Annotated in this window: 18 protein-coding genes and 1 tRNA gene; 2 read left to right on the top strand and 17 right to left on the bottom strand. The window is 70.2% G+C overall.

The genetic code is table 11. The features are described 5' to 3' along the window. Positions 1–25: 25 nt before the first annotated feature. From AC5677_RS26595 to AC5677_RS26520, 16 genes are all read right to left on the bottom strand, one after another. On the bottom strand, positions 26–463 hold the full coding sequence (locus tag AC5677_RS26595; RefSeq protein WP_497190440.1) for a hypothetical protein: 438 nt from the start codon (positions 461–463) through the stop codon (positions 26–28). A gap of 288 nt (positions 464–751) precedes the next feature. After that, a complete protein-coding gene (locus AC5677_RS26590; RefSeq protein ID WP_497190439.1) occupies positions 752–2,089 on the bottom strand; it encodes an MraY family glycosyltransferase in 1,338 nt (445 codons plus the stop codon). Between the two features lie 109 nt (positions 2,090–2,198). Then, a complete protein-coding gene (gene glyA, locus AC5677_RS26585; protein WP_497190438.1) occupies positions 2,199–3,539 on the bottom strand; it encodes a serine hydroxymethyltransferase in 1,341 nt (446 codons plus the stop codon). Positions 3,540–3,667: 128 nt separating this feature from the next. Next, positions 3,668–4,345, bottom strand: a complete 678-nt coding sequence (locus AC5677_RS26580; RefSeq protein ID WP_497190437.1) for an arsenate reductase/protein-tyrosine-phosphatase family protein — start codon at positions 4,343–4,345, stop codon at positions 3,668–3,670. After that, positions 4,342–4,989: an L-threonylcarbamoyladenylate synthase gene (locus tag AC5677_RS26575; protein WP_497190436.1), complete on the bottom strand. Its 648-nt coding sequence runs from the start codon at positions 4,987–4,989 to the stop codon at positions 4,342–4,344. The genes AC5677_RS26580 and AC5677_RS26575 overlap by 4 nt, the downstream gene beginning before the upstream one ends. 198 nt (positions 4,990–5,187) lie before the next feature. Continuing rightward, positions 5,188–6,027 (bottom strand): peptide chain release factor N(5)-glutamine methyltransferase, encoded by an 840-nt coding sequence (gene prmC, locus AC5677_RS26570; RefSeq protein ID WP_497196767.1) that lies wholly within the window; start codon positions 6,025–6,027, stop codon positions 5,188–5,190. A gap of 107 nt (positions 6,028–6,134) precedes the next feature. After that, positions 6,135–7,214, bottom strand: a complete 1,080-nt coding sequence (prfA, locus tag AC5677_RS26565; protein ID WP_497190435.1) for a peptide chain release factor 1 — start codon at positions 7,212–7,214, stop codon at positions 6,135–6,137. Between the two features lie 153 nt (positions 7,215–7,367). Beyond that, entirely contained in the window at positions 7,368–7,592 is a 225-nt protein-coding gene (rpmE, locus tag AC5677_RS26560; RefSeq protein WP_030065532.1) for a 50S ribosomal protein L31, read from the bottom strand. A 244-nt stretch (positions 7,593–7,836) separates the two neighbouring features. Continuing rightward, positions 7,837–8,961: an LCP family protein gene (locus AC5677_RS26555; protein WP_497190434.1), complete on the bottom strand. Its 1,125-nt coding sequence runs from the start codon at positions 8,959–8,961 to the stop codon at positions 7,837–7,839. A 370-nt stretch (positions 8,962–9,331) separates the two neighbouring features. Beyond that, on the bottom strand, positions 9,332–11,383 hold the full coding sequence (gene rho / locus AC5677_RS26550; RefSeq protein ID WP_497190433.1) for a transcription termination factor Rho: 2,052 nt from the start codon (positions 11,381–11,383) through the stop codon (positions 9,332–9,334). A 377-nt stretch (positions 11,384–11,760) separates the two neighbouring features. Further along, entirely contained in the window at positions 11,761–12,678 is a 918-nt protein-coding gene (gene thrB / locus AC5677_RS26545) for a homoserine kinase (protein WP_400068394.1), read from the bottom strand. A 351-nt stretch (positions 12,679–13,029) separates the two neighbouring features. Then, complete coding sequence (thrC, locus tag AC5677_RS26540; protein ID WP_497190432.1) at positions 13,030–14,115, bottom strand: threonine synthase; 1,086 nt, start codon at positions 14,113–14,115, stop codon at positions 13,030–13,032. Positions 14,116–14,123: 8 nt separating this feature from the next. Then, complete coding sequence (locus tag AC5677_RS26535) at positions 14,124–15,416, bottom strand: homoserine dehydrogenase (protein ID WP_497190431.1); 1,293 nt, start codon at positions 15,414–15,416, stop codon at positions 14,124–14,126. 156 nt (positions 15,417–15,572) lie between these two features. Continuing rightward, complete coding sequence (lysA, locus tag AC5677_RS26530; protein WP_497190430.1) at positions 15,573–16,964, bottom strand: diaminopimelate decarboxylase; 1,392 nt, start codon at positions 16,962–16,964, stop codon at positions 15,573–15,575. A gap of 34 nt (positions 16,965–16,998) precedes the next feature. Next, positions 16,999–18,015, bottom strand: coding sequence for an ArgS-related anticodon-binding protein NrtL (nrtL, locus tag AC5677_RS26525; protein WP_497190429.1), 1,017 nt, complete (start codon positions 18,013–18,015; stop codon positions 16,999–17,001). Between the two features lie 79 nt (positions 18,016–18,094). Next, on the bottom strand, positions 18,095–18,676 hold the full coding sequence (locus AC5677_RS26520) for a response regulator (protein WP_497190428.1): 582 nt from the start codon (positions 18,674–18,676) through the stop codon (positions 18,095–18,097). Between the two features lie 226 nt (positions 18,677–18,902). On the opposite strand from AC5677_RS26520, the gene AC5677_RS26515 reads away from it, so the two are divergent. Both AC5677_RS26515 and AC5677_RS26510 read left to right on the top strand, forming a co-directional pair. Next, positions 18,903–18,974: transfer RNA gene (locus AC5677_RS26515), tRNA-Arg, on the top strand. A 616-nt stretch (positions 18,975–19,590) separates the two neighbouring features. After that, a complete protein-coding gene (locus AC5677_RS26510) occupies positions 19,591–20,823 on the top strand; it encodes a hypothetical protein (RefSeq protein ID WP_497190427.1) in 1,233 nt (410 codons plus the stop codon). Here the strand turns inward: AC5677_RS26510 and AC5677_RS26505 are convergent. Continuing rightward, positions 20,807–22,621, bottom strand: coding sequence for an asparagine synthase-related protein (locus AC5677_RS26505; RefSeq protein ID WP_497190426.1), 1,815 nt, complete (start codon positions 22,619–22,621; stop codon positions 20,807–20,809). The two genes, AC5677_RS26510 and AC5677_RS26505, sit on opposite strands and share 17 nt — an antisense overlap. Position 22,622 lies beyond the last annotated feature (1 nt).

The following is a 22,622-nucleotide window of genomic DNA, read 5'->3' as shown; positions in this document are numbered from 1 at the left end:
AGGGCATTTATCCCGGCCCTACGTCTCACGTCGGCGACCCCGCCGTCTCCGCGTTCTTCGTCTCCGCGGAGTCGGGATTCACGTACAGAATCTTCTCCTTCATATGACCGCGGGTCTGAGCCGCGATCCATACGAGGGTGGCGCCGAGCAGCGTGAACGCAAATACCTTTGTGTCAAAGAGCGTTGTGTCCTTGAACGCGATCACGAAGACCGCGACGAGCAGGATCTGCACGGTGTACAGCAGCAGGCCCATCATCTGGAACAGCTGCGGAAGCTTCTTGGCGGTCTGCTGCAGGATCACGAGCCCGGCACCCATCACGAGCACCACCAGCGCCGTGCCGAGGACGGCACCGAGCACTGCCGTCCCGCCCGCGACCACAGCGCTCAGGGCAGCGGCGATGGCGCCGATGGCGAGCGTGGGCACAACGGCGTGAAGGAGTAGTCGGGCGTCATTCGACTGCATGGCGGCGCTCCGGCAAAAGGTGGGGGTGTGTCGTCGAGGACGAGCGTAGACCCGGCCTGAGGCGGAACCTGAGGCCAAAGGGCCGTCGCACTACGGTCCTTCGGCTCTATCGCCGGGTTTCGTGAACGGTATCACAAACTATTTGATGAGGTCTTTACCTGGTTCGTGTGGACCCTGTCACACCTGAGCGTGAACCTGCGCGTTGGTGCACTGACAGCCAGGTAAATGTCTGGTATTGCGTCAACCATGGCGGTTTCCGACCCCCTTGCGGGTGATGCGGTCACCGTCTCAGCGGTTACTTCCCGCTTTACGGCGGTCCACGAAGCGTGACCGGTCGCCGATCGCGGTGGCTCCGTTGATGCCCGCCGGGACCGGCTCGGGCTCCGCTTCCGCGTCGGCCTGGGCCACGCCGTCCGCCGCCGCCACGGCCTCGGCCGGCCCGCGCCGGCTCCGCCGGTACCGCGGCGGAACCATCCACTCCGCCCAGCGCGGCGCCCGCGGCGTGAAGCGCGGGAGCAACAGCAGCACCAGACCCACCGCGCTCAGCAGCACGATGCCCAGCACGATCCACATGCTGGCGTTGTTCACCGAGTACGCGACCGCCCCGAAGGCGATCAGCGCCGACCAGAAGTACATGATCAGCACCGCGCGGCTGTGCGAATGACCGATCTCCAGCAGCCGGTGGTGCAGATGTCCGCGGTCAGCGGCGAACGGCGACTGGCCCTTCCACGTACGCCGCACAATGGCCAGAATCAGGTCGGCCACCGGCACCGCGATGACCGTCAGCGGCAGCAGCAGCGGGATGTAGACGGGCACCATCGCGTGGGTCGCCTCGCGCACACCGCCGGTCTTCTCCCCCAGCAGATCCGGGTCCACCTGGCCGGTGATCGAGACCGCGCCGGCCGCCATCACCAGACCGATCAGCATCGAGCCGGAGTCGCCCATGAAGATCCGCGCCGGATGCATGTTGTGCGGCAGAAAGCCCAGGCACATGCCCATCAGGACGACCGAGAAGAGCGTCGCGGGCGCGGCGGCCTCGATGCCGTAGCCGTACCAGAGCCGGTAGGCGTACATGAAGAACGCCGCGGCGGCGATGCAGACCATGCCGGAGGCCAGGCCGTCCAGGCCGTCGACGAAGTTGACGGCGTTGATGGTGATGACGACCAGCGCGACGGTCAGCAGCGTGCCCTGCATCGGCGTCAGCGAGACCGTGCCGACGCCCGGGACCGGGATCCACAGGATCGTCAGGCCCTGAAGGACCATCACTCCCGCGGCGATCATCTGGCCGCCGAGCTTGACCAGCGCGTCCACGCCCCACTTGTCGTCCAGCACGCCGAGGATCCAGATCAGCGCGGCGCCCGACAGCAGCGCCCGCGGCTCGTTGGAGCTCTCGAAGACGCTCTTGAGGTTCGTCAGATGCGAGGCGACCAGGAGGCCCGCGCACAGCCCGCCGAACATCGCGATACCACCGAGCCGCGGCGTCGGTTCGCGGTGTACGTCACGCGCGCGGATCTCCGGCATCGCACCGGCCGCGATCGCGAATTTCCGCACCGGACCGGTCAGCAGGTAGGTCACCGCGGCCGTGACGCACAGCGTCAGCAGGTATTCACGCACGGGCTGCCCCATAGATATAGCTGGCCATCACAGCCACACACCATATGCGTGTCCGCCCTCTGGCCGTGAATACAGGGGAAGACGCGGGCCACCCCCGGACGGTTCCCGCGGGCCCCGGTGGTCAGCCGCGATCGGGATAAGGCGGAAAGCGGTGGACCAATGCCACGGTCTCGGCGCGGGCCGCGGTGTCCTCGCGCAGCGCCGCCCCGATCAGTTCGGCGATCAGCCGCATCTCGGCCTCGCCCATCCCCTGCGTCGTCACCGCGGCCGTGCCCAGCCGGATGCCGTACCGCCGGGCCGCGCGCCGCTCGGCCGACTCCGTGCACGGCAGCGCGCAGGTGTCCAGCACGATCCCGGCGGCCGCCAGCCGGCCCCGGGCGGTGCGCGCGTCCAGCTCCAGCGGCGCGGTGTCGGCGGTGATCAGATGAGTGTCCGTACCGCCGGTGCCGACCGTCAGCCCCTGCTCCGCCAGCCCCTGGGCGAGGCTGCGGGCATTGGCGACGACCTGATGGGCGTACGCGCCGAACGCGGGCGTGGCGGCCTCCGCGAAGGCCACCGCCTTGGCCGCGACCGCGTTCATCTGAGCGCCCCCCTGGGTGAAGGGGAACACCGCCCGGTCGATCCGCTCGGCCAGCTTCGCGCCGCACAGCACCATCCCGCCGCGCGGCCCGCGCAGCACCTTGTGGGTGGTGGCACACACCACATCGGCGTACGGGACCGGGCTGGGCGCCGCGCCCCCGGCGATCAGCCCGATCGGGTGCGCGACATCCGCGATCAGATAGGCACCGACCTCGTCGGCGATGTCACGGAAGGCCGCGTAGTCGATGTGCCGGGGATACGAGATCGAACCGCACACGATCGCCCTGGGACGGCGCTCGCGGGCCAGCGCGCGCACCGCGTCGTAATCCAGCAGCCCGCTCTCCTCGTCGAGGCCGTATCCGGCGAAGTCGAACCACCGGCCGGAGAAGTTGGCGGGCGATCCGTGGGTGAGGTGGCCGCCGTGCGGGAGGGACATGGCCAGGACCGTGTCCCCCGGGCGCAGCAGGGCGGCGTAGGCGGCCAGTACGGCCGAAGACCCGCTGTGGGGCTGGACGTTGGCGTGTTCGGCGCCGAACAGGGCCTTGGCGCGCTCCACGGCGATCCGCTCGGCGAGGTCGACGATCTCGCAGCCGCCGTGGTGCCGGGCGCCCGGATATCCCTCGGCGTACTTGTTGCCGAGCGGGGAGCCGAGGGCGGCGAGCACGGCGGGTGAGGTGTAGTTCTCCGCGGCGATCAGCTGGAGGCCGTCGGCCTGCCGGGCGCTCTCGGCGAGGAGCACCCCGGCGATCTCCGGGTCCTGGCTCAGCAGCGCGTCGAAGTCGGGGGCGCCGGCCGGGCGGGCGGTGCCGTCGCGGGCGGATGCCCGCGCCCGCTCCTCGGCGGCCTTGCTCTCACTGCGGGCTGACGCGGTGGTGGCGGACATCGCTGGCTCCGGGCCTCGTACGGGGACGTAGTCCCAATGTAGGCGCGGTGGAGCGATCGGGCGCGGTGTGTGCGGCGCACGGGCTGCGGCCCGGCTCTGGGCCCGGCCCTGACCCCGTGGGGCAGGCCCTAGGCGCGCGCCGGGACTCCCGTTAGCGCCGTGACGACCGGGTCCAGCGCCTGGTTGATCTCGTCCCCGATGGAGCGGAAGAAGGTGATGGGGGCGCCGTAGGGGTCGTAGACCTCGTCGGACTCCGGGTTGGGCGCCAGCAGCCAGCCGCGCAGCGCGGCGGCGGCGCCGACCAGCGCCCGTGCCCGCTCGACCAGCCCGCCGTCCGGCAGGTCCGGGTCGGGCTCGGGCAGCGTGGCGGGGTCTATGGCCCGCACCAGCCGGTTGAATTCCTTGAGCGTGAAGGTGCGCAGCCCCGCGGAATGGCCCATCGAGATGACCTGGGCGCGGTGGTCGCGGGTCGCGGTGAGCACCAGGTCGGCGCGGATGACGTGCTCATCGAGCAGCTCGCGGCCGAGGAAGCCGTCCGGGTCCGCACCGTAGTCGCTGCACACCGTGGCGGCGTGCGCCTCCATGGGGGCGCCTTCGTGCCCCCAGGTGCCGGCGCTCTCCACCAGCAGCCCGCCGCTGCGGTCCGCGCCGAGCCGCAGCTCCAGGGCACGCCGGTGCAGCCGCTCGGTGATCGGCGAGCGGCAGACGTTGCCCGTGCTGACGTGCAGGATCCGGAAGGGACGGGCAGGGGGAAGCAGGAGGTCGTGGTCCGGTCCCGCTATGCCACGCCCCAGGGGCGCCATCAATTGGCCACCTCGAGCTCGGGTACCACCTTGCGCAGCTCCTCCGCGCTGAGCGCGCCCTCGCGCAGCAGCACCGGGATCTTGCCCGTGACATCGACGATCGACGACGGTACGGCGGCGGGGGTGGGACCGCCGTCGAGATAGACGGAGACGGAGTCGCCCAGCATCTCCTGCGCGGCGTCGCAGTCCTGCGGCGAGGGGTGGCCGGTGAGGTTGGCGCTGGAGACGGCCATCGGGCCGAATTCGGTGAGCAGCTCGATCGCGACGGGGTGCAGCGGCATCCGTACCGCGACCGTGCCGCGGGTCTCGCCCAGGTCCCAGGTCAGCGACGGCTGGTGCTTGGCGACGAGGGTCAGCGCGCCGGGCCAGAAGGCGTCGACCAGCTCCCAGGCCTGCTCGGAGAAGTCCGTGACCAGCCCGTGGAGGGTGTTGGGCGACCCGACGAGGACCGGGGAGGGCATCCCGCGCCCGCGGCCCTTGGCCTCCAGCAGATCGCCGACGGCCTCGGCGCTGAAGGCGTCCGCGCCGATGCCGTAGACGGTGTCGGTCGGCAGCACGACCAGTTCGCCGCGGCGGATGGCCGAGGCGGCCTCGCGCAGACCGGTCGCGCGGTCGGTCGCGTCGTTGCAGTCGTAACGCCGTGCCATTGCGTCTCCTTCACGCTGCGATTCGTCAATACGATAGTGCGGAACGTCACCGCATCATTACGATCTGTCCTGTGCCGCGAGGCCGCGGGCAGGGCCTGTCCTTCGTGCGTCCGCTCCGGTGGCCGGGCGAGCGGCCCGTCGGGCGGAGTCACCTGACGGTCCTCCCGGGATACGGGGCGGCATGCTCCTCGGGGCGGCTCACGGCAGCGCCTTTCGGGCGGTCGCGAAACGCGGGCGGTTGTTGAGGTCGGGGTGGTCGGCCGCGTCCGCCCAGCCCTTCTCCTCGGTGAAGATCCATGGCACCTGCCCGCCCTGGGTGTCGGCGTGCTCGATGACCACCACACCGCCGGGCCGCAGCAGGCGGTGTGCGGTCCGCTCGATGCCGCGGATGGTGTCCAGGCCGTCCTGGCCCGAGAACAGCGCCAGCTCGGGGTCGTGGTCGCGGGCCTCGGGTGCGACGTACTCCCACTCGGTCAGCGGGATGTACGGCGGGTTGGAGACGACCAGGTCGACCTGCCCGTCCAGCTCGGGCAGCGCGGTCAGCGCGTCGCCGTGGTGGAGAACGACGCGGGACCCCTCGACGTTCTTGCGCGCGTACTCCAGGGCCTCTTCGGACAGCTCCACGGCGTGCACCCGCGAACGCGGCACCTCCTGCGCGAGGGCCAGGGCGATGGCGCCCGAGCCCGTGCACAGGTCGACGATCAGCGGCTCGACGACATCCATGGCCCGTACGGCGTCTATGGCCCAGCCGACCACCGACTCGGTCTCCGGGCGGGGTACGAACACCCCTGGCCCGACGGTGAGTTCGAGGTAGCGGAAGAAGGCGCGGCCGGTGATGTGCTGGAGCGGTTCGCGCGCCTCACGGCGGGCGATGGCCTCCCAGTAGCGGGCGTCGAAGTCCGCGTCGGGGACCGTGTGCAGCTGGCTCCGCTTGACGCCGTGCACATGCGCGGCGAGCTCCTCGGCGTCGAAACGCGGTGAGGGCACGCCGGCGTCGGCCAGTCGCTGGGTGGCCTGGGCCACCTCTGCGAGCAGCAGAGACCGGGAGCTCGGCCCGCGGCGCGGCCGCTGGGGGTCGCTGTGCCCCCCGGGAGATTGCTGCACTGGGGTCCTCCAGCCGGAACGTACAGGTTGTGCGGACTTGCTTACTGCGCGGCGGCGAGCTTCGCCGCCGAGTCGGCGTCGACGCACGCCTGGATGACCGGATCCAGCTCGCCGTCGAGTACCTGGTCCAAGTTGTACGCCTTGAAGCCGACCCGGTGGTCCGAGATCCGGTTTTCCGGGAAGTTGTACGTGCGGATCTTCTCGGAGCGGTCGACCGTGCGCACCTGGCTGCGACGGGCGTCGGCGGCCTCCTGCTCGGCGGCCTCCTGGGCGGCGGCCAGCAGCCGGGAACGCAGGATGCGCATGGCCTGCTCCTTGTTCTGGAGCTGGCTCTTCTCGTTCTGGCAGGAGGCGACCACACCGGTCGGGATGTGCGTGATGCGCACCGCGGAGTCGGTGGTGTTGACGGACTGGCCGCCGGGGCCCGAGGAGCGGTACACGTCGATGCGGAGGTCGTTCATGTTGATCTCGACATCGACCTCTTCGGCCTCGGGGGTCACCAGGACGCCCGCCGCGGAGGTGTGGATGCGGCCCTGCGACTCGGTCGCGGGCACCCGCTGGACGCGGTGCACCCCGCCCTCGTACTTCAGGCGCGCCCAGACGCCCTGGCCGGGCTCGGTCGCGCCGTTGCCGCCCTTGGTCTTCACGGCGACCTGGACGTCCTTGTAGCCGCCGAGCTCGGACTCGGTGGAGTCGATGATCTCGGTCTTCCAGCCGACCCGCTCGGCGTAGCGCAGATACATGCGCAGCAGGTCGCCGGCGAACAGGGCCGACTCGTCGCCGCCCGCGCCCGCCTTGATCTCCAGGAGGACGTCCTTGTCGTCGCTGGGGTCGCGCGGCACCAGCAGCAGTCGCAGCTTTTCGGTCAGCTCCTCGCGCCGGGCGTCGAGCTCCTTGACCTCGTCGGCGAAGTCCGGATCGTCCGCGGCGAGCTCGCGCGCGGTCTCCATGTCGTCGCCGGTCTGCCGCCAGGAACGGTAGGTGCTGATGATCGGGGTCAGCTCGGAGTAGCGCTTGTTGAGCCGCGTGGCCTCGCGCTGGTCGGCATGGACCGCGGGGTCGGCCAGCCGCTTCTCGAGATCGGCGTGCTCGCCGACCAGTTCCTCGACCGCCTCGAACATCGTGTGTTCCTCTGCTGACTGACTGGACTTGCCGCGGATGCCCTCGTACGGGACCGGGCGCCTCCCGGCGGGACGCGGGGAGGCCTGACGACAAAGACGCCGGCCCGGTCACCCCTGTCCAGGGGCGACCGGAGACCGGCGCCTTGCGGGTCGCTACTTCTTGGCAGCAGCGGCGGACTTGCCGAAGCGCGCCTCGAAGCGGGCCACGCGGCCGCCGGTGTCCATGATCTTCTGCTTGCCCGTGTAGAACGGGTGGCACTCGGAGCAGATGTCGGCGCGGATGCTGCCGCCGGCAACGGTGCTACGGGTGGTGAACGACGCGCCACAGGTGCAGCTGACCTGGGTCTCGACGTACTCCGGGTGGATGTCGCGCTTCAAGGGATTCTCCTAGGTTCGGGAGTGCACCGGGTCGTGTCGCGGGTTACGTCACGTGAACCGGGGCCGACGGTCCAGTCTGCCAGGACTAGCCGTATCTCCCAAAACCGGGGTAGGTCCGCAGCTATTCCCCACCCGGCCCGCCGGGCGTTCCCCACCCGGCCCGGCAGGCATTCCCCACCCGGCCCGCCCGGCTTTCCCCCGCCCGTTGCCGGGGCCCGCACGGCCCCGGCAGCGGGTACGGCGGCTACTTCACGTACCGTCCCGTGCCGCCGGTGTCACCGGCCGAGCCCTTGAGCGCGGCCTTCGGGATGGCCCGGTCCTGCCGCAGCGCGTCCCAGACCTGCTTGCCCTGCTTGACCAGCGGTATCACCCGGTCCGGGTTGGCCGGGTCGTAGGCCACCGGCAGCGTCACCATGTCGATGTGGTCCGAGCCGATGGAGCCCAGGCTCTTGGCCAGCCCGGTCAGCTCGCTCACCGAGTTGAGGTCGGTGTCGGTGGTGATGGCCTTGGTGGCGGTGTCCGCGACGTCGTAGAGCTTGGTGGGGTTGGTCAGCACCCCGACGTTCCTGACCTGGTCCATCAGCGCCTTGATGAAGGTCTGCTGGAGCTGGATACGGCCCAGGTCGCTGCCGTCGCCGCCGGGCACGCCGTGCCGGGTCCGCACGAGGCCGAGCGAGTCCTCGCCGTTCAGCGTGTGCTTGCCGGGCCGCAGGTGCAGGTGGCTGTCGTTGTCGTCGATCGGCTTGGTGGTGGTGATGTCCACGCCGCCCAGCGCGTCGATGAGCCTCTTGAAGCCGGTGAAGTCCACCTCGATGAAGTGGTCCATCCGGATCCCGCTGATCGACTCGACGGTCTTCACGGCGCAGGCCGGGCCGCCGACCTCGTAGGCGGTGTTGAACATCGCCCGCTGCGCACCGGGGACGACCTGGCCGTTCTTGGTGCAGTCCGGTCTCTTGACCATGGTGTCGCGGGGCACGCTGACGACGCTGGCCTTCCGGTGGCCCTTGTAGACGTGGACGACCATGGCGGTGTCGGAGCGGGCGCCGCCCTCGTCCTTGCCGTACTTGCCGTTCTTGCCGGCCCGGGAGTCCGACCCCATCACCAGGATGTCCATCGAGCCGTTGTCGACGTTCTGGGGGCGGTCGTGCCCGAGGGCGGCGTTGATGTCGACGCCCTTGAGGTTGCCGTTCAGCTTGAAGTAGACGTAGCCGAGTCCGGCCCCGCCGAGCAGTACGGCGCTGACCAGCGCGCACATGGTGATCGTCAGTGCCCGGCGGCGCCGGGTCGGGCCCCTGCGCCGGCGGCCCGTGGCACGTATGCCGCGGGCACGGCTTTCGGCCGTCATCGCGGTCCCGTTGCTGTCCGCCATCTGCTCCTCAGTCCTTGGTCTCTCGACTACTCCTCGCCGCACCGTGCTCCGTGCTTCACGGCCTGTGGTGTCTGGTCAGACGGGAGGTAGAGGGGAAGGGTTGCACAGCGTGGTGTGTGCGCTTTCTTAGGAACGGAGCGGGTGCGCGCGCGGCGGTTCGGGACTTTCGTCCTTCTCACCTGCGCTTACGGCGCGTTTTCCGATGATCCGTGAACAGTTGTACGGCGCACGATCCTGTGCGGAAGGTCTCAGGAAGGGCACGGTCGTGCCGCCGTCGGGGGCGGTGCGCATCACACCGGAGAGCACACAGCACGGAGCCCTCCCCACCCATAGGGGTGAGGAGGGCTCCGGAGCGGCGTCGCCGCGGGCGTCAGTCGTTGCTGTTGCCCACGCCCGGCGTCGTCTTCTGGATCTGGAGCAGGAACTCCGCGTTGGACTTCGTCTGCTTCATCTTGTCCAGCAGCAGCTCGATGGCCTGCTGCTGGTCCAGGGCGTGCAGCACCCGGCGCAGCTTCCAGACGACGGACAGCTCGTCGCTGCCCATCAGGATCTCTTCCTTACGGGTGCTGGACGCGTCGACGTCCACCGCCGGGAAGATGCGCTTGTCCGAGAGCTTGCGGTCGAGCTTGAGCTCGAGGTTGCCGGTGCCCTTGAACTCCTCGAAGATCACCTCGTCCATCCGCGAACCGGTCTCGACCAGCGCGGTGGCCAGGATGGTCAGCGAACCGCCGTCCTCGATGTTGCGCGCGGCACCGAAGAAGCGCTTCGGCGGGTAGAGCGCGGTCGAGTCGACACCACCGGACAGGATGCGGCCGGAGGCGGGGGCTGCGAGGTTGTACGCGCGGCCCAGACGGGTGATGGAGTCCAGCAGGACGACCACGTCGTGACCCAGCTCCACGAGGCGCTTGGCGCGCTCGATGGCCAGCTCGGCGACCGTGGTGTGGTCCTCGGCCGGGCGGTCGAAGGTCGAGGAGATGACCTCGCCCTTGACCGACCGCTGCATGTCGGTGACCTCTTCCGGACGCTCGTCGACCAGGACGACCATCAGGTGGCACTCGGGGTTGTTGCGGGTGATCGAGTTGGCGATCGCCTGCATGATCATGGTCTTGCCGGTCTTCGGCGGGGCCACGATCAGACCACGCTGGCCCTTGCCGATCGGCGTGACCAGGTCGATGATCCGGGTCGTCAGGCCGCCCGACTCACCTTCCAGGCGCAGCCGCTCCTGCGGGTAAAGGGGCGTCAGCTTGCCGAACTCCGGCCGCTGGCGGCCCTGTTCGGGCGCCACGCTGTTGACGGTGTCGAGCCGCACCAGCGCGTTGAACTTCTCGCGGCGCTCGCCGTCCTTGGGCTGGCGGACCGCGCCGGTGACGTGGTCACCCTTGCGCAGGCCGTTCTTACGGACCTGGGCGAGCGAGACATACACGTCGTTCGGGCCGGGCAGGTAGCCGGAGGTCCGGATGAACGCGTAATTGTCGAGGATGTCGAGGATGCCCGCGACCGGGATCAGGACGTCGTCCTCGGTGACCTGCGGCTCGTTGCCGAAGTCCTCGCGGCCGCCACGACGGCCACGGCGGTCGCGGTAGCGCCCGCGACGGCCCCGGCGGCCGCCCTCGAAGTCGTCCTCGTCGTCCTGACGGCGGTTGTCGCGGTTGTCCCGCTGACGGTCGCCGCGCTGGCCGCCGTCGCCCGCGTCGCCCTTGCGGCGGTCCCCGCGGTCCTGACGGTCCCCGCGGTCCTGACGGTCGCCGCGCTGGCCGCGCTGGCCACGGTCACCGCGGTCGCCCTTCTGCTGGCGGTCCTGACGGTCGCCGCGGTCCTGACGGTCCTTGCTCGGCCGGCCCTCGGCGGTCTCCACCGCGGTCTCGGCCTTGGCCGTCGCCGTCTCGGTCCGCGCCTCGACCTTGGTGTCGGTCTTGACGTCGCCGGAGACGGTCTCGGGGCTGCCCGCGGCGGCGGTGGCCCGGCGCCGGCGGCGCTCACCGGCCGGCTGCTCGTCGCTGACGGGCTGGCCGGGGATCTCGATCTGCTGCTGGGCGGCCGCGGGCTGCTCGGTGGCCTTGTCGGCCTTGGCGGCCTTGTCGGCGCCCTTGTCGGCCGCGTCCTCGCCCGTACGGGCCTTGGAGGTCGCACGGCGCTTCGGCTTGGTCTCGGTGGCTGCGGGCGCGTCGGCCTTGGCCGCGGCACCGGAGCCCCCGGCCTGCTTCTCCTTGATGACCTCGATCAGCTGGCTCTTGCGCATCCGCGCGGTGCCCTTGATGCCGAGGCCGGAGGCAACCTGCTGCAGCTCTGCCAGGACCATGCCGTCAAGGCCGGTGCCAGAACGGCGGCGCCGCGTGGTTGCGGGCGCGGCGGGAGCGTCCGTGGCGGGCGCGGTGGCACTGCCATCGGTGCGCACGCCCATCAGATCGGTGGTGTCGCTCACGAAGGGTCCTTCCCTGGAGCGGGCGTCGGCCTGTCTGGCTCGGCGACCGGGTTGTGCTGTCCGGCTCGATGTCCTTGGTCTTGCGGACCGGGCCGGGGCGGTGGTCCCGCCGGAAATGGCGGAAAGATCAATTCATGGTTCCGGCGTGAAGAGATGCAGAGTGACTCATGACGCCACGCCGATTCCGGAGCGTGCTCACTTCTGCTCAGGCAATTGCTCCAAGCAGTTTGGGAGGCTCCCGGAAGAAGAGTGGTCCCGACTGGGGACACCAAGCACCGCACCGCATAGGTGTCGGGTACTGACTTGAGGTTAACACTACCGGATCCAACAAACATTCCCCCTCTCCAAGACCGGCAATCAGTCGATCACAAGCGTGATCACCCGGCGAGCGGCAGCACGCAGGTGCCCGCCGCATCGAGGGTCAGCCGATTGGCCGCCCACCCCTCTCCCGCCAGCGCGGCGACCTTGTCGGCCGCCGCGTCCTCAACCAGTGCGAGCACGGTCGGGCCCGCACCGGAGACAACTGCGGGGACGCCGTCCGCGCGCAGTTGGTTCACCAGGGCCACGCTCTCCGGCATCGCGGGGGCGCGGTATTCCTGGTGAAGTCGGTCCTCGGTCGCGGCAAGCAGCAGCTCGGGGCGCCTGGTCAGGGCCTCGACGAGCAGTGCGGCACGACCGGCGTTGGCCGCGGCGTCCACATGCGGGACGGTGCGCGGCAGCAGTCCGCGGGCGGTCTCGGTGAGCACCGGCTTGCCGGGCACGAAGACCACCGGAACGATGGAATCGGCGGGATCCATCCGGATCGCCCGCGCGGTTCCGCCGTCCATCCAGGCGAGCGTGAAGCCACCCATCAGGCACGCGGCGACGTTGTCGGGGTGGCCCTCGATCTCAGTGGCCAGCTCCAGCAGCGCGGTGTCGTCGAGCTTCTGCTCGCCGCCTATGGTCACGGCGCGGGCGGCGACGATGCCGGCGCAGATGGCGGCCGACGAGGAGCCCAGGCCGCGGCCGTGCGGGATGCGGTTGGCGCAGACGATTTCCAGGCCGCGCGGCTGTCCGCCCAGCCGGTCGAAGGCGGCGCGCATCGACCGTACGAGCAGGTGGTTCTCGTCGCGCGGGAGGGTGTCGGCGCCCTCACCTGCGATGTCGACGTGCAGACCGGAGTCGGCGACGCGCACCACGACGTCGTCGTAAAGGCCCAGGGACAGACCGAGGGCGTCGAAGCCGGGACCGAGATTGGCGCTGGAAGCGGGGGTGCGCACCCGGACGGCGGCGGCGCGGAACGCGGGACCGGCCATCGCTCGATGACTCTCCTTGATTGATGCTGCGGTACTGCCCCAGATCACCGGCACCGTGGCGCCCGAGCGACTCATGGGGTCTGTTCTGACTTGCCCTGCGCACCACTGCGTTATGCCGTGGGGAGGGGAGTTGGGTGCCAGCCTATCGAAGGAAGGTTCTGTGGCGACATAGGGCGCACAGGAGGCGCACGATGCGTGTCGCGCGCCTTCCTGTGCCTCGACGTCTTCTTCCGCGGGCTTTGCACCTTTGCACACCGGTCGGTGTGCGGATTTGCGGGGCGGCGGCCGCCCCGTGCCGCGGGTCCGTACGCGCAGTTCCTGCCCGTACGGACCGCGGGTCACGCCGGACGGTCAGGCCAGGCCCAGCCGCTCGGCGGCGGCGTCGGCGTCGATCGGGACCGTGACGGGCTGCGGCGCGCCGGCCACCGCCCAGTCCGGGTCCTTGAGGCCGTTGCCGGTGACCGTGCAGACGATCTTCTGGCCGGGGTCGACCTTGCCCTCTTCGGCGGCCTTGAGCAGACCGGCGACGGACGCGGCCGAGGCGGGCTCGACGAAGACGCCCTCCTGGGAGGCCAACAGGCGGTAGGCGGCGAGGATTTGACGGTCGGTCACGTCGTCGATGAGGCCGCCGGACTCGTCCCGGGCACGCTCGGCGAACTCCCACGAGGCGGGGTTGCCGATGCGGATCGCGGTGGCGATGGTGTGCGGGTCCTTGACGACCTCGCCGCGCACGATCGGCGCACTGCCGGAGGCCTGGAAGCCCCACATCCGCGGGGTGTGGGTGGCGATGCCGTCGGCCGCGTACTCCCGGTAGCCCTTCCAGTACGCCGTGATGTTTCCGGCGTTGCCGACCGGCAGTACGTGGATGTCGGGCGCGTCGTCGAGCATGTCGACGATTTCGAAGGCGGCGGTCTTCTGGCCCTCGATGCGCACCGGGTTCACGGAGTTCACGAGTGCGACGGGGTAGTTGTCCGACAGGCCGCGGGCCAGCGTCAGGCAGTCGTCGAAATTCCCGTCGATCTGCAGGATCTTCGCGCCGTGCACGAGCGCCTGGCCCATCTTGCCGAGCGCGATCTTGCCCTGCGGGACGAGCACCGCGCAGACCATGCCGGCCCGCACCGCGTAGGCGGCGGCCGAGGCGGAGGTGTTGCCCGTGGAGGCGCAGATGACGGCCTTGGCGCCCTCCTCCTTGGCGCGGGTGATCGCCATCGTCATCCCGCGGTCCTTGAAGGAGCCGGTGGGGTTGGCGCCCTCGACCTTGAGATGCACCTCACAGCCGGTGCGCTCGGAGAGCACCTGGGCCGGTACGAGAGGAGTGCCGCCCTCCCGGAGGGTGACGACCTCGGTCGTGTCGCTGACCGGCAGCCGGTCACGGTATTCCTCGATGATTCCGCGCCACTGACGGCTGGTGGTGGTCACGGTGGAATTGGCAGACATGGGTTCCTTTACTCCCCTTCGACCCGCATGATGCTGGCGACACCGCGGACGGTGTCCAGCTCGCGCAGTGCCCCGACGGTCGACGACAGGGCCGCGTCCGCCGCTCGGTGGGTGACGACGACGAGGGATGCCTCGCCGTCCTTGCCCGACTGACGGACCGTATCGATCGATACGCCGTGCTCGGCGAAGACCGTCGCGACCTGCGCAAGAACGCCGGGCTTGTCGGCCACGTCGAGGCTGATGTGGTACCGCGTGACAACTTCACCCATGGGGCTGACGGGCAGCCGCGTGTACGCGGACTCGCCCGGCCCGGTGGTGCCGGCGACCTTGTTGCGGCAGACCGCGACGAGGTCGCCGAGGACCGCGGAGGCGGTCGGCGAACCGCCCGCGCCGGGCCCGTAGAACATCAGCTGCCCGGCCGCGTCGGCCTCGACGAAGACCGCGTTGTAGGCCTCGCGCACGGAGGCGAGCGGATGGGTCAGCGGAATCATCGCGGGGTGCACCCGGGCCGTGACGGACGCGCCGTCCGCGGCCCGCTCGCAGATGGCGAGCAGTTTGACCGTGCAGCCCATCCGCTTGGCGGAGGCGATATCGGCCGCGGTGACCTCGGTCAGCCCCTCGCGGTGCACGTCGTCGATGGTGACGCGGGTGTGGAAGGCGATACCGGCCAGGATCGCGGCCTTGGCGGCGGCGTCGAAGCCCTCGACATCGGCGGTCGGGTCGGCCTCGGCGTACCCGAGGGCGGTCGCCTCGTCCAGCGCCTCGCTGTAGCCGGCGCCCGTCGAATCCATCTTGTCGAGAATGAAATTGGTGGTGCCGTTGACGATGCCGAGGACGCGGTTGACCTTGTCGCCGGCCAGCGATTCGCGCAGCGGCCGCACCAGCGGGATGGCGCCCGCGACGGCCGCCTCGTAGTAGAGATCCGCGCCATTGGCCTCGGCCGCCGCATGCAGCGCGGCACCGTCCGCCGCGACCAGCGCCTTATTGGCCGAAACCACACTGGCGCCGTGCTCGAAGGCCGTGGTGATCAGGCTCCGCGCGGGCTCGATCCCGCCGATGACCTCCACCACCACGTCGATGTCGCCGCGTTTGACGAGCGCGGTCGCATCGGTGGTGATGAGCTCGGCCGGGACGCCCTCGCGCACCTTGTCCGGGCGGCGGACGGCGATCCCGACGAGCTCCACGGGCGCGCCGATACGGGCGGCGAGGTCGTCGGCGTGCGTCGTCATGATGCGCGTCACCTCTGAGCCGACAACACCACAGCCCAGCAGCGCCACCTTCAGCGGACGCGTACGCATCATTCGACCCCTGCTTCTCATCGATCAGCGATTGTTCAGCTTGCTTCATGCAGACAGCGTGCTCATGCACAAGTCTCACGCACCGGACGACAGATTCCGTCCATCGTCCAGATGCCGAGACATTTATTTCATCAGGGGCCCGGCCCCGTGGATCCGCCCCTACCCGACATCCAACCGCAGGAGATCTTCCTCCGTCTCCCGCCGGACGATCACCCTGGCCGCACCGTTGCTGACCGCCACCACCGGGGGCCGCAGCGCATGGTTGTAGTTGCTCGCCATGGACCGGCAGTACGCACCCGTGGCGGGCACCGCGAGCAGGTCCCCCGGCGCCACATCGCTCGGCAGGAACGCGTCCCGTACGACGATGTCCCCGCTCTCGCAGTGCTTGCCGACCACCCGCGAGAGCATCGGCTCGGCGTCGGAGGTCCGGGACACCAGCGCCACGCTGTATTCGGCGTCGTACAGCGCGGTGCGGATGTTGTCCGACATGCCGCCGTCCACGGACACATACGTCCGCAGGCCTTCCAGCTCCTTGACCGTGCCGACCTCGTACAGCGTGAACGCCGTGGGCCCGACGATCGCCCGGCCCGGCTCGACGGACAGCCGCGGCACCGCCAGCCCGGCCGCCTCGCACTCCTTGGTGACGATCTCGCCCAGCGCCTTGGCGATCTCGTGCGGCTCGCGCGGATCGTCGTCGGAGGTGTACGCGATCCCGAGGCCGCCGCCGAGGTCGATCTCCGGCAGCTCCACGCCGTGCTCGTCACGCACCTCGGTCAGCAGCTGCACGACCCGGCGGGCGGACACCTCGAATCCCGCCATGTCGAAGATCTGCGAGCCGATGTGGCTGTGGATCCCGATGAGTTCCAGGCCGTCCAGCTTCAGGACCCGCCGTACGGCCTCCGCGGCCTCCCCGCCGGCCAGCGCGATGCCGAACTTCTGGTCCTCGTGCGCGGTCGCGATGAATTCATGCGTATGCGCCTCGACACCGACCGTGACCCGGATCTGCACCCGCTGCCGCTTGCCGAGCTTCTCCGCGATGTGCGCGACCCGCACGATCTCCTGGAAGGAATCGAGCACTATCCGCCCGACCCCGGCCTCCACGGCCCGGGTGATCTCCTCGGTGCTCTTGTTGTTGCCGTGCAGGGCGATCCGCTCCGCGGGCATCCCCGCCGCGAGCGCCGTGGCGAGCTCTCCCCCCGAACAAACGTCGAGATTGAGCCCTTCTTCGTGCAGCCACCGCACGATGGCCCGGGACAGGAACGCCTTCCCGGCGTAGAAAACATCGGCCCCCGGTCCGAAGGCGTCCTTCCAGGCCCGGCAGCGCGCCCGGAAGTCGTCCTCGTCCAGGAAGAACGCCGGCGTACCGAATTCCTCGGCGAGCGCACGGACGTCCAGCCCGCCGACGGTCACCGCACCGTCGGCGGCACGCCGGACGGTACGGGACCACACACGCGGGTCAAGGGTGTTGAGATCGGCGGGCGGCCCGGCGTAGTGCCCCTCGGGCAGCACGTCGGCGTGCCGGGGCCCGGCAGGATGCGCGGAACGACTCATGACAGCGGGGATCCCCTCAAGTTCTCAAAGCACGTCAAAGGTATTCGGGAGCGGAGACGCCGAGCAGACGCAGGCCGTTGGCGAGCACCGTCCCGGTGGCCTCGGCGAGGGCCAGCCGGGCGCGGTGCACGGCCAAGGGTTTGCACTCCCCGGCGGGCAGCGGCGGGCACGCCTCGCACCACCGGAAGAACGCGTCGGCCGTCGCCTCCAAATGCCGCACCATCCGGTCCGGCGCCCGGTGCCGGGCGGCGGCCTCGACGGTGGCGGGGTAGGTGGCCAGGAGGGTGACCAGAGACTGCGTGGCCTGCGCGGCGGGCGGCTGCGTGGCGGTCGTCTGCGTGGCCGGTCCGGCCGGGGCGGCCTCACCGGGCTCGCTCGCGAACCCGAGATCCCGCGCATTGCACACCAGCGCCCGCGTCCTCGCGTAGGCGTACTGCACCCGGAACCGCGGATTTTCCGCCCGCTGCACCGGCCGCTCGGGCAACCGCACGGCATCCCGCGCCGCGGGCCGCAGCAGCGCCCAGCGCGCCTCGTCGTCGCCCAGCCGGGCCACGATTCCGGCCAGTTCCGCGGCGGCGCCCGGCGTCGGCGGGGACGGCACCGGCCGTCCCGTACCGGCCGCCGTCGTCAGCCGCCCCAGCGCCTCGGCGACGACGACGCCCCGCGCATCGCCGGGCACCCGGCCGTCGACGGCACGCTCCCCCGGCTCCCTCTCGCCGTACCGCGCCCCGTCCGCCAGGACCTTCCGTACGAGCGCGGCCTGCGCACCGTCCCCCAGCGTGATGTTCAAGAATCCCGGCCCGGCGATCTCCACCCGGGCGATCCCGGCGCTGCCCAGCAGGCGCTGCCGCAGGATCTCGGCGATCTCGGTGGCCGGCCGGCCCGCTTCCTTGGCGAGTTGGAGCGCCACGTTCGAGGCGTAGTCCCCGCACCCGGCCCGCTTCGGCGGCCGCACCACGATGCGCTCCGGCACCGGCACGGAGAGCTCCTGCTCCGCCACGGCGCCACGCACGGAGCGCAGGACGGTACGGGAGAGCTCAGCGGGGGTCACACCACAAGCGTATGGGAGAAGAACCTCTGCCATGCGACCGGTTTCGCCCTGTGGACATCTCGCGCTGCGCGCGGGCCACTCATCCCTTGGGCCGGGCCGCGGCCTCCGGCCCCCCGCTCGTCTCCACACCCGCGTCCACATCGAGCTCCAGGACCACGTCGCCCCGGGTCACGTCGCGCAGATCACCCGGATCGGCCGGATCGTCCTGACCGGCGTCCACCTCGCCGCGCGCTCCGCCGGCGCCGGCCGTTCCCCCGCCCTCGCCCTGGCCGCGCTCCCGCTGCCGCCCTTCCCGGACGAGCGTCCCCACGGTCCGTACCAGCTCGGCGGGCTCGAACGGCTTCGCCAGGAAGGCGTCCACACCCATCCACTCGCCGTTGTCCACCTCGCCCTGCGTGCACGCGCTGACGATGGCGATGGGGATGTCCCACGTCCGGGGATCGGAGCGCAGCCGCGCGGCGGTGTGCAGACCATTGAGCCGCGGCATCACCACGTCGAGAGTCACGACATCGGGTCTCACGTGGTGCACGACGTCCAGACATTCGGCACCATCAGCCGCGGTCACGACCTCGAAGCCCTCCAGCTCGAGATTGACCCTGATCAACTGCCGGATCACCTTGTTGTCATCGACCACAAGGATCCGACCGGACAAGCCAGGCACACCATGAGACTAGGGGCCCACCTGCGACTGCGTCCCGGTTTTGCCCACTTCCGCCCCCATGCGAGGGACCTTTCCCGGACCACCGCCGGCACACCCTCCGGATGCGCTAGGCCCTCTTCCGTGCCCCCTCCAACGCCCTCTCCCCCACCCCGCAAAACCCTGTTCCTGAACACCCCATCAGAGCTGGTAGTGTTCTACCCGTCGCCACGAGAACACAGGCGGCAACGCCCCCGTAGCTCAGGGGATAGAGCAACGGCCTCCGGAGCCGTGTGCGCAGGTTCGAATCCTGCCGGGGGCACTCCAGCCAGACCAGCGTGATCATCCCGCTGACCTGCTGAAGTGCCAGACTTCGAGAGCCGGACCCAGTTCCACTGGGTCCGGCTCTTTGTCGTTGCTACGCACTGGTCGCTCGTGAGGGGCGAGCCAACTGGTCTTGAGGCATCCGAGGCCTGCCCTGAGCCGTTCGGCGACAACAAAAAGCATGGCGCTTTCTTTTGTCGTCGGTGCACTTTCTCAGGCCGATGTTGTCCTTGCTGCACATCCCTTGCTGCACATTCAACGAATTACCTCACGGGTGAATGGATCCGCCGGGAATTCGATACGCATTGAGTGGGCGGCTTGGCCGAGAACAGGTGCGTCGATATGGATGCTGCCACTGTTGTCGTCACCAGCAGCCCACCTGGCGAACCGCCGGCTTTCACGTCCGGGGGCGTCCGGATGGCGGCCCGATGGATCGGCACGGACGATGGTGCACGAACCCTCGGCGCGGCGGCAGAACTCCTGAGTCCGCGCTGCACACGTGTAGCGCACGACCGGCGGCCTCAGGAGGTGATCGTGTGCCTACTCCCCCCAAGCCTCACCCCCACTCGCACCCGAAAGCGCGACGGCCCTCGCTGAGTACCTGGCAGTCGCGGGTGGCCCTGGCAGTGATCGTGCTGGCCCTCCTCATGACCACGCTGATGCTGGCTCGGGTCGGTCTCGAGGACTTCGCCCACGATCTGACCTTCGCCGGTCGCCTCACCGGTGCCGTCCTTCTCGTGGTCTCGTTCACCACGCTCGTGGGCACCGCCGCGATCCTGGACCACTACATCCGGCAGACCTTCCCCTACTCCGGCCTGGTCGCGCTGATCGGCACGTTCGCGGCGTTGCTGACGAATGCCATGCTCCTGGTGCAGACGGTCAAGGACGGCGAGTCCGCGACCTACCCGGCGCTGTTCGGCGCGCTCACGGCGGGTTCGGCATACGCCGTCTTCGCGGTGTGGCGGACATCGGTCGCGATCCCCGCTCCGAAGCGGGTGGCCGCCGCGCTGATCGTCTCCTCGGTCATCGCGACCGCCAATTTCGGCTACCAGAATCTCTTTCAGCCGTACCAGCGACAGACCCAGCCTCTCATCACGGTGTCCATGGGAAAGCCGGTACTGAGCAAGGACCGCACGGCATTCGCCATACCGGTCGACATCACTGTCCGGAACCACGGCGACGTGGGTTTCTACGTGCTCGGCACCGAGTTCCACGCCATGGGGAAAAGGGTCCCGCTGAGCTCGAAGGACCGGCTCCGCCGGCAGTGGCGAAGAGATGCCGAGCAGTGGCCCAACTCCTCGGACTGGAACCCGCTCTCCCGCCGGGAGATTCACCAGCCCGGCGAGTTGGTCGAGGCGAAACCATGGATGTCCCAAGGCAACTGGGTCGAGTCGAACGACACCTACGCCACCCGCGTGGTGGTGCAACTGCCCATGAACACTCCGTACGACCAGGTGGCGTTCTATGCCACCGCGAGCCTCGCGCGCAAGGACCGGCTCGTGCTGCAGCCACCGCTCGACTTCGTGGCGTACTCCTGGGGCAAGGAAAAAGTCCCCGGATGGGTGAAGGAGCAACAGAGGAGCGGTCTTGACTCGCTCATCTACCGTGCCAGGGTGCACGAGAACAATGCGCTCGACGAACGCACGAGGGACCCGCGTTTCGTCACCGTCTACTGGCAGTTCGGCACGCACGGCGCGAGAGTGCAGACATCCATTGCGCGAAAAGGCGACGAGAACCGCATCCTCAGTCCGGCGGAAGCAGACGAGGTGGTGAGCCGATACGGCCTCGTCAACCTCCTCACCGGCCCGGTCGAGCGGACCCTGTGGGACATCAAGAAACAGCGGTGACGGGCAGCGCCGCGTCGAGTTCGCCGGGACGTCGGTCCAGTCGTTCCAGCCAGGCCACCAGGGCGAGGGAGCTGTTCAGGCGGTCCCAGGAGTGCGCGTCCCCCAGGCCGAGCTGGGCCTCCCGCACGGCCCGGCACAGGGTCTCGACGTCGAACATCTCCGCGATCAGTGGATGCCGGGCGGAGCGGCACAGGGCGATGAGTTCGTCGCCGTGTGACCGCAGGCCGCGGGCGTAGAGGTCGTTGAAGGGCACCTTGACCGTCCTGCCGCGGATCGGGGCCGGGAGCAGATGCGCCATGGCCGCACGGAGAACGGCCTTCGGGCGGCCCGGCCGGAACGTGGCGGCGGCGGGCAGGCGGCGCATCGTGGCGACGACCTCCGGGTCGAGGAAGGGGTGTGAGAGGAAGAACCCGTCGCGATGTGCGCGCTGCCAGGACAGCGGGTCGGGAGCGGCGACGTAATTGGCGGCGTCGTAGAGCGACTGTTCCGGCCTGCGCCCGAAGACGAACCGGCTCTCCGCGATGCCCGCGTCCCGATAGCCGTGCGCGCGCGCGAATCCGGATCGCAGCCATCCGGGGCGGTTGAAGGTGCCGAGGCCGCCGAGCACCGTTCCGCCGCGGAGGAGCGCGGTGATCCGTTCGGCTGCCAGCGGAGCGGCCGGCTGCACCACGTAGGCGCGGACGATCTCCCACAGGCCCCGCTCGCTTCCCTCGGCCCAGGCGCGCGCCTGCTCGGTCATCTGTCGGAGCGCTCCCGTGCGGGCCAGCCTGTGCAGGGCGAACGGGTTGGCGTCCGCGATCGGATCGGCCCCGCAGCCGGTCAGGAGCGTGTCACAGCCCAGGTCCGCGGCCGCGGCGTGCAGCCTGGCCCAGAACGGGGCGCGGAAGGCGTGCGCATGAGGCTCGTCGGCGTCTCCCGCGTGATGCTGGAAGTCGTCGAAGTCGGCCACGTCGTCGGCATCGACGATCACCGGGCGGGCGGGCGTGTGCCGGCGGATCTCCTCCAGCGCGACGTCGAGGTACGGCCGCTCCGCGGCCAGCTCCCCGCGGGAGAATCGCCCGGCGAGCAGGACCAGGTCCCCGGCGCCGTCCCGTTCCGCGGCCAGCAGGCGTGCGGCGAGCAGCGCGACGCTGGTGGAGTCCGTGCCGCCCGAGACGTGGCATGCCGTTGTCGTGCCCATGCGGCGGCCGACGGCGTTCTCCAGCGCGCGACGCAACTCCCGCGCGGCCTCATCGAGGCAGCGGCCGTCCGCGGTCGGCCCGGGCGGCTCGGTGGCCCGCGGGGCGCGTCGTGGCGAACGACTGCGCATCTGCCCGGTGCGGGACAGCTCGACCACCTCGCCGCCGAGGACGCGGTGCACCCCGGCGAAGGGGGTGAGGTCCCAGTGCGGTTGCGCCATGTTCCCGGTGAGGTACCGGCAGAAGTAGCGGGGGTCCAGGTCCGTGGCGCTTCCCGGGCAGCGGACCGAGGTGCTCACGGCGGTCACGCGGCCACCGGACTCCCTGAAGAACAACGGGATGCGTGCCTGCTCGTCGCGCGTCAGAAGGATGCGGTCGCGGTACACCAGGACAGCCGCGTAGTCGCCGGCGGGCACGGGCGGGGCGGCGCCTTGTCTGCCGAAGTCGTCGAGGAGGGCGCGCGCGCCCGCCGCCCGGTCGCGGGCCGTGCCGACCCAGCCGACGACGGCCGCGGTGCCGGCCTGCGAGGAGACCGTCGTCACGAGTCCCTGACGCGCCATGGCCTCGTTGGTCCGGAGCCTCGGTGCGCCCCCGGCCCACTCGAGGCGGAGCGCGTCCATG

The sequence above is a fragment of the Streptomyces sp. JLSY215 genome (assembly GCF_059682825.1).
The sequence above is the reverse complement of the archived record's forward strand: the minus strand, read 5'-3'. Positions and strand labels throughout refer to the sequence as shown.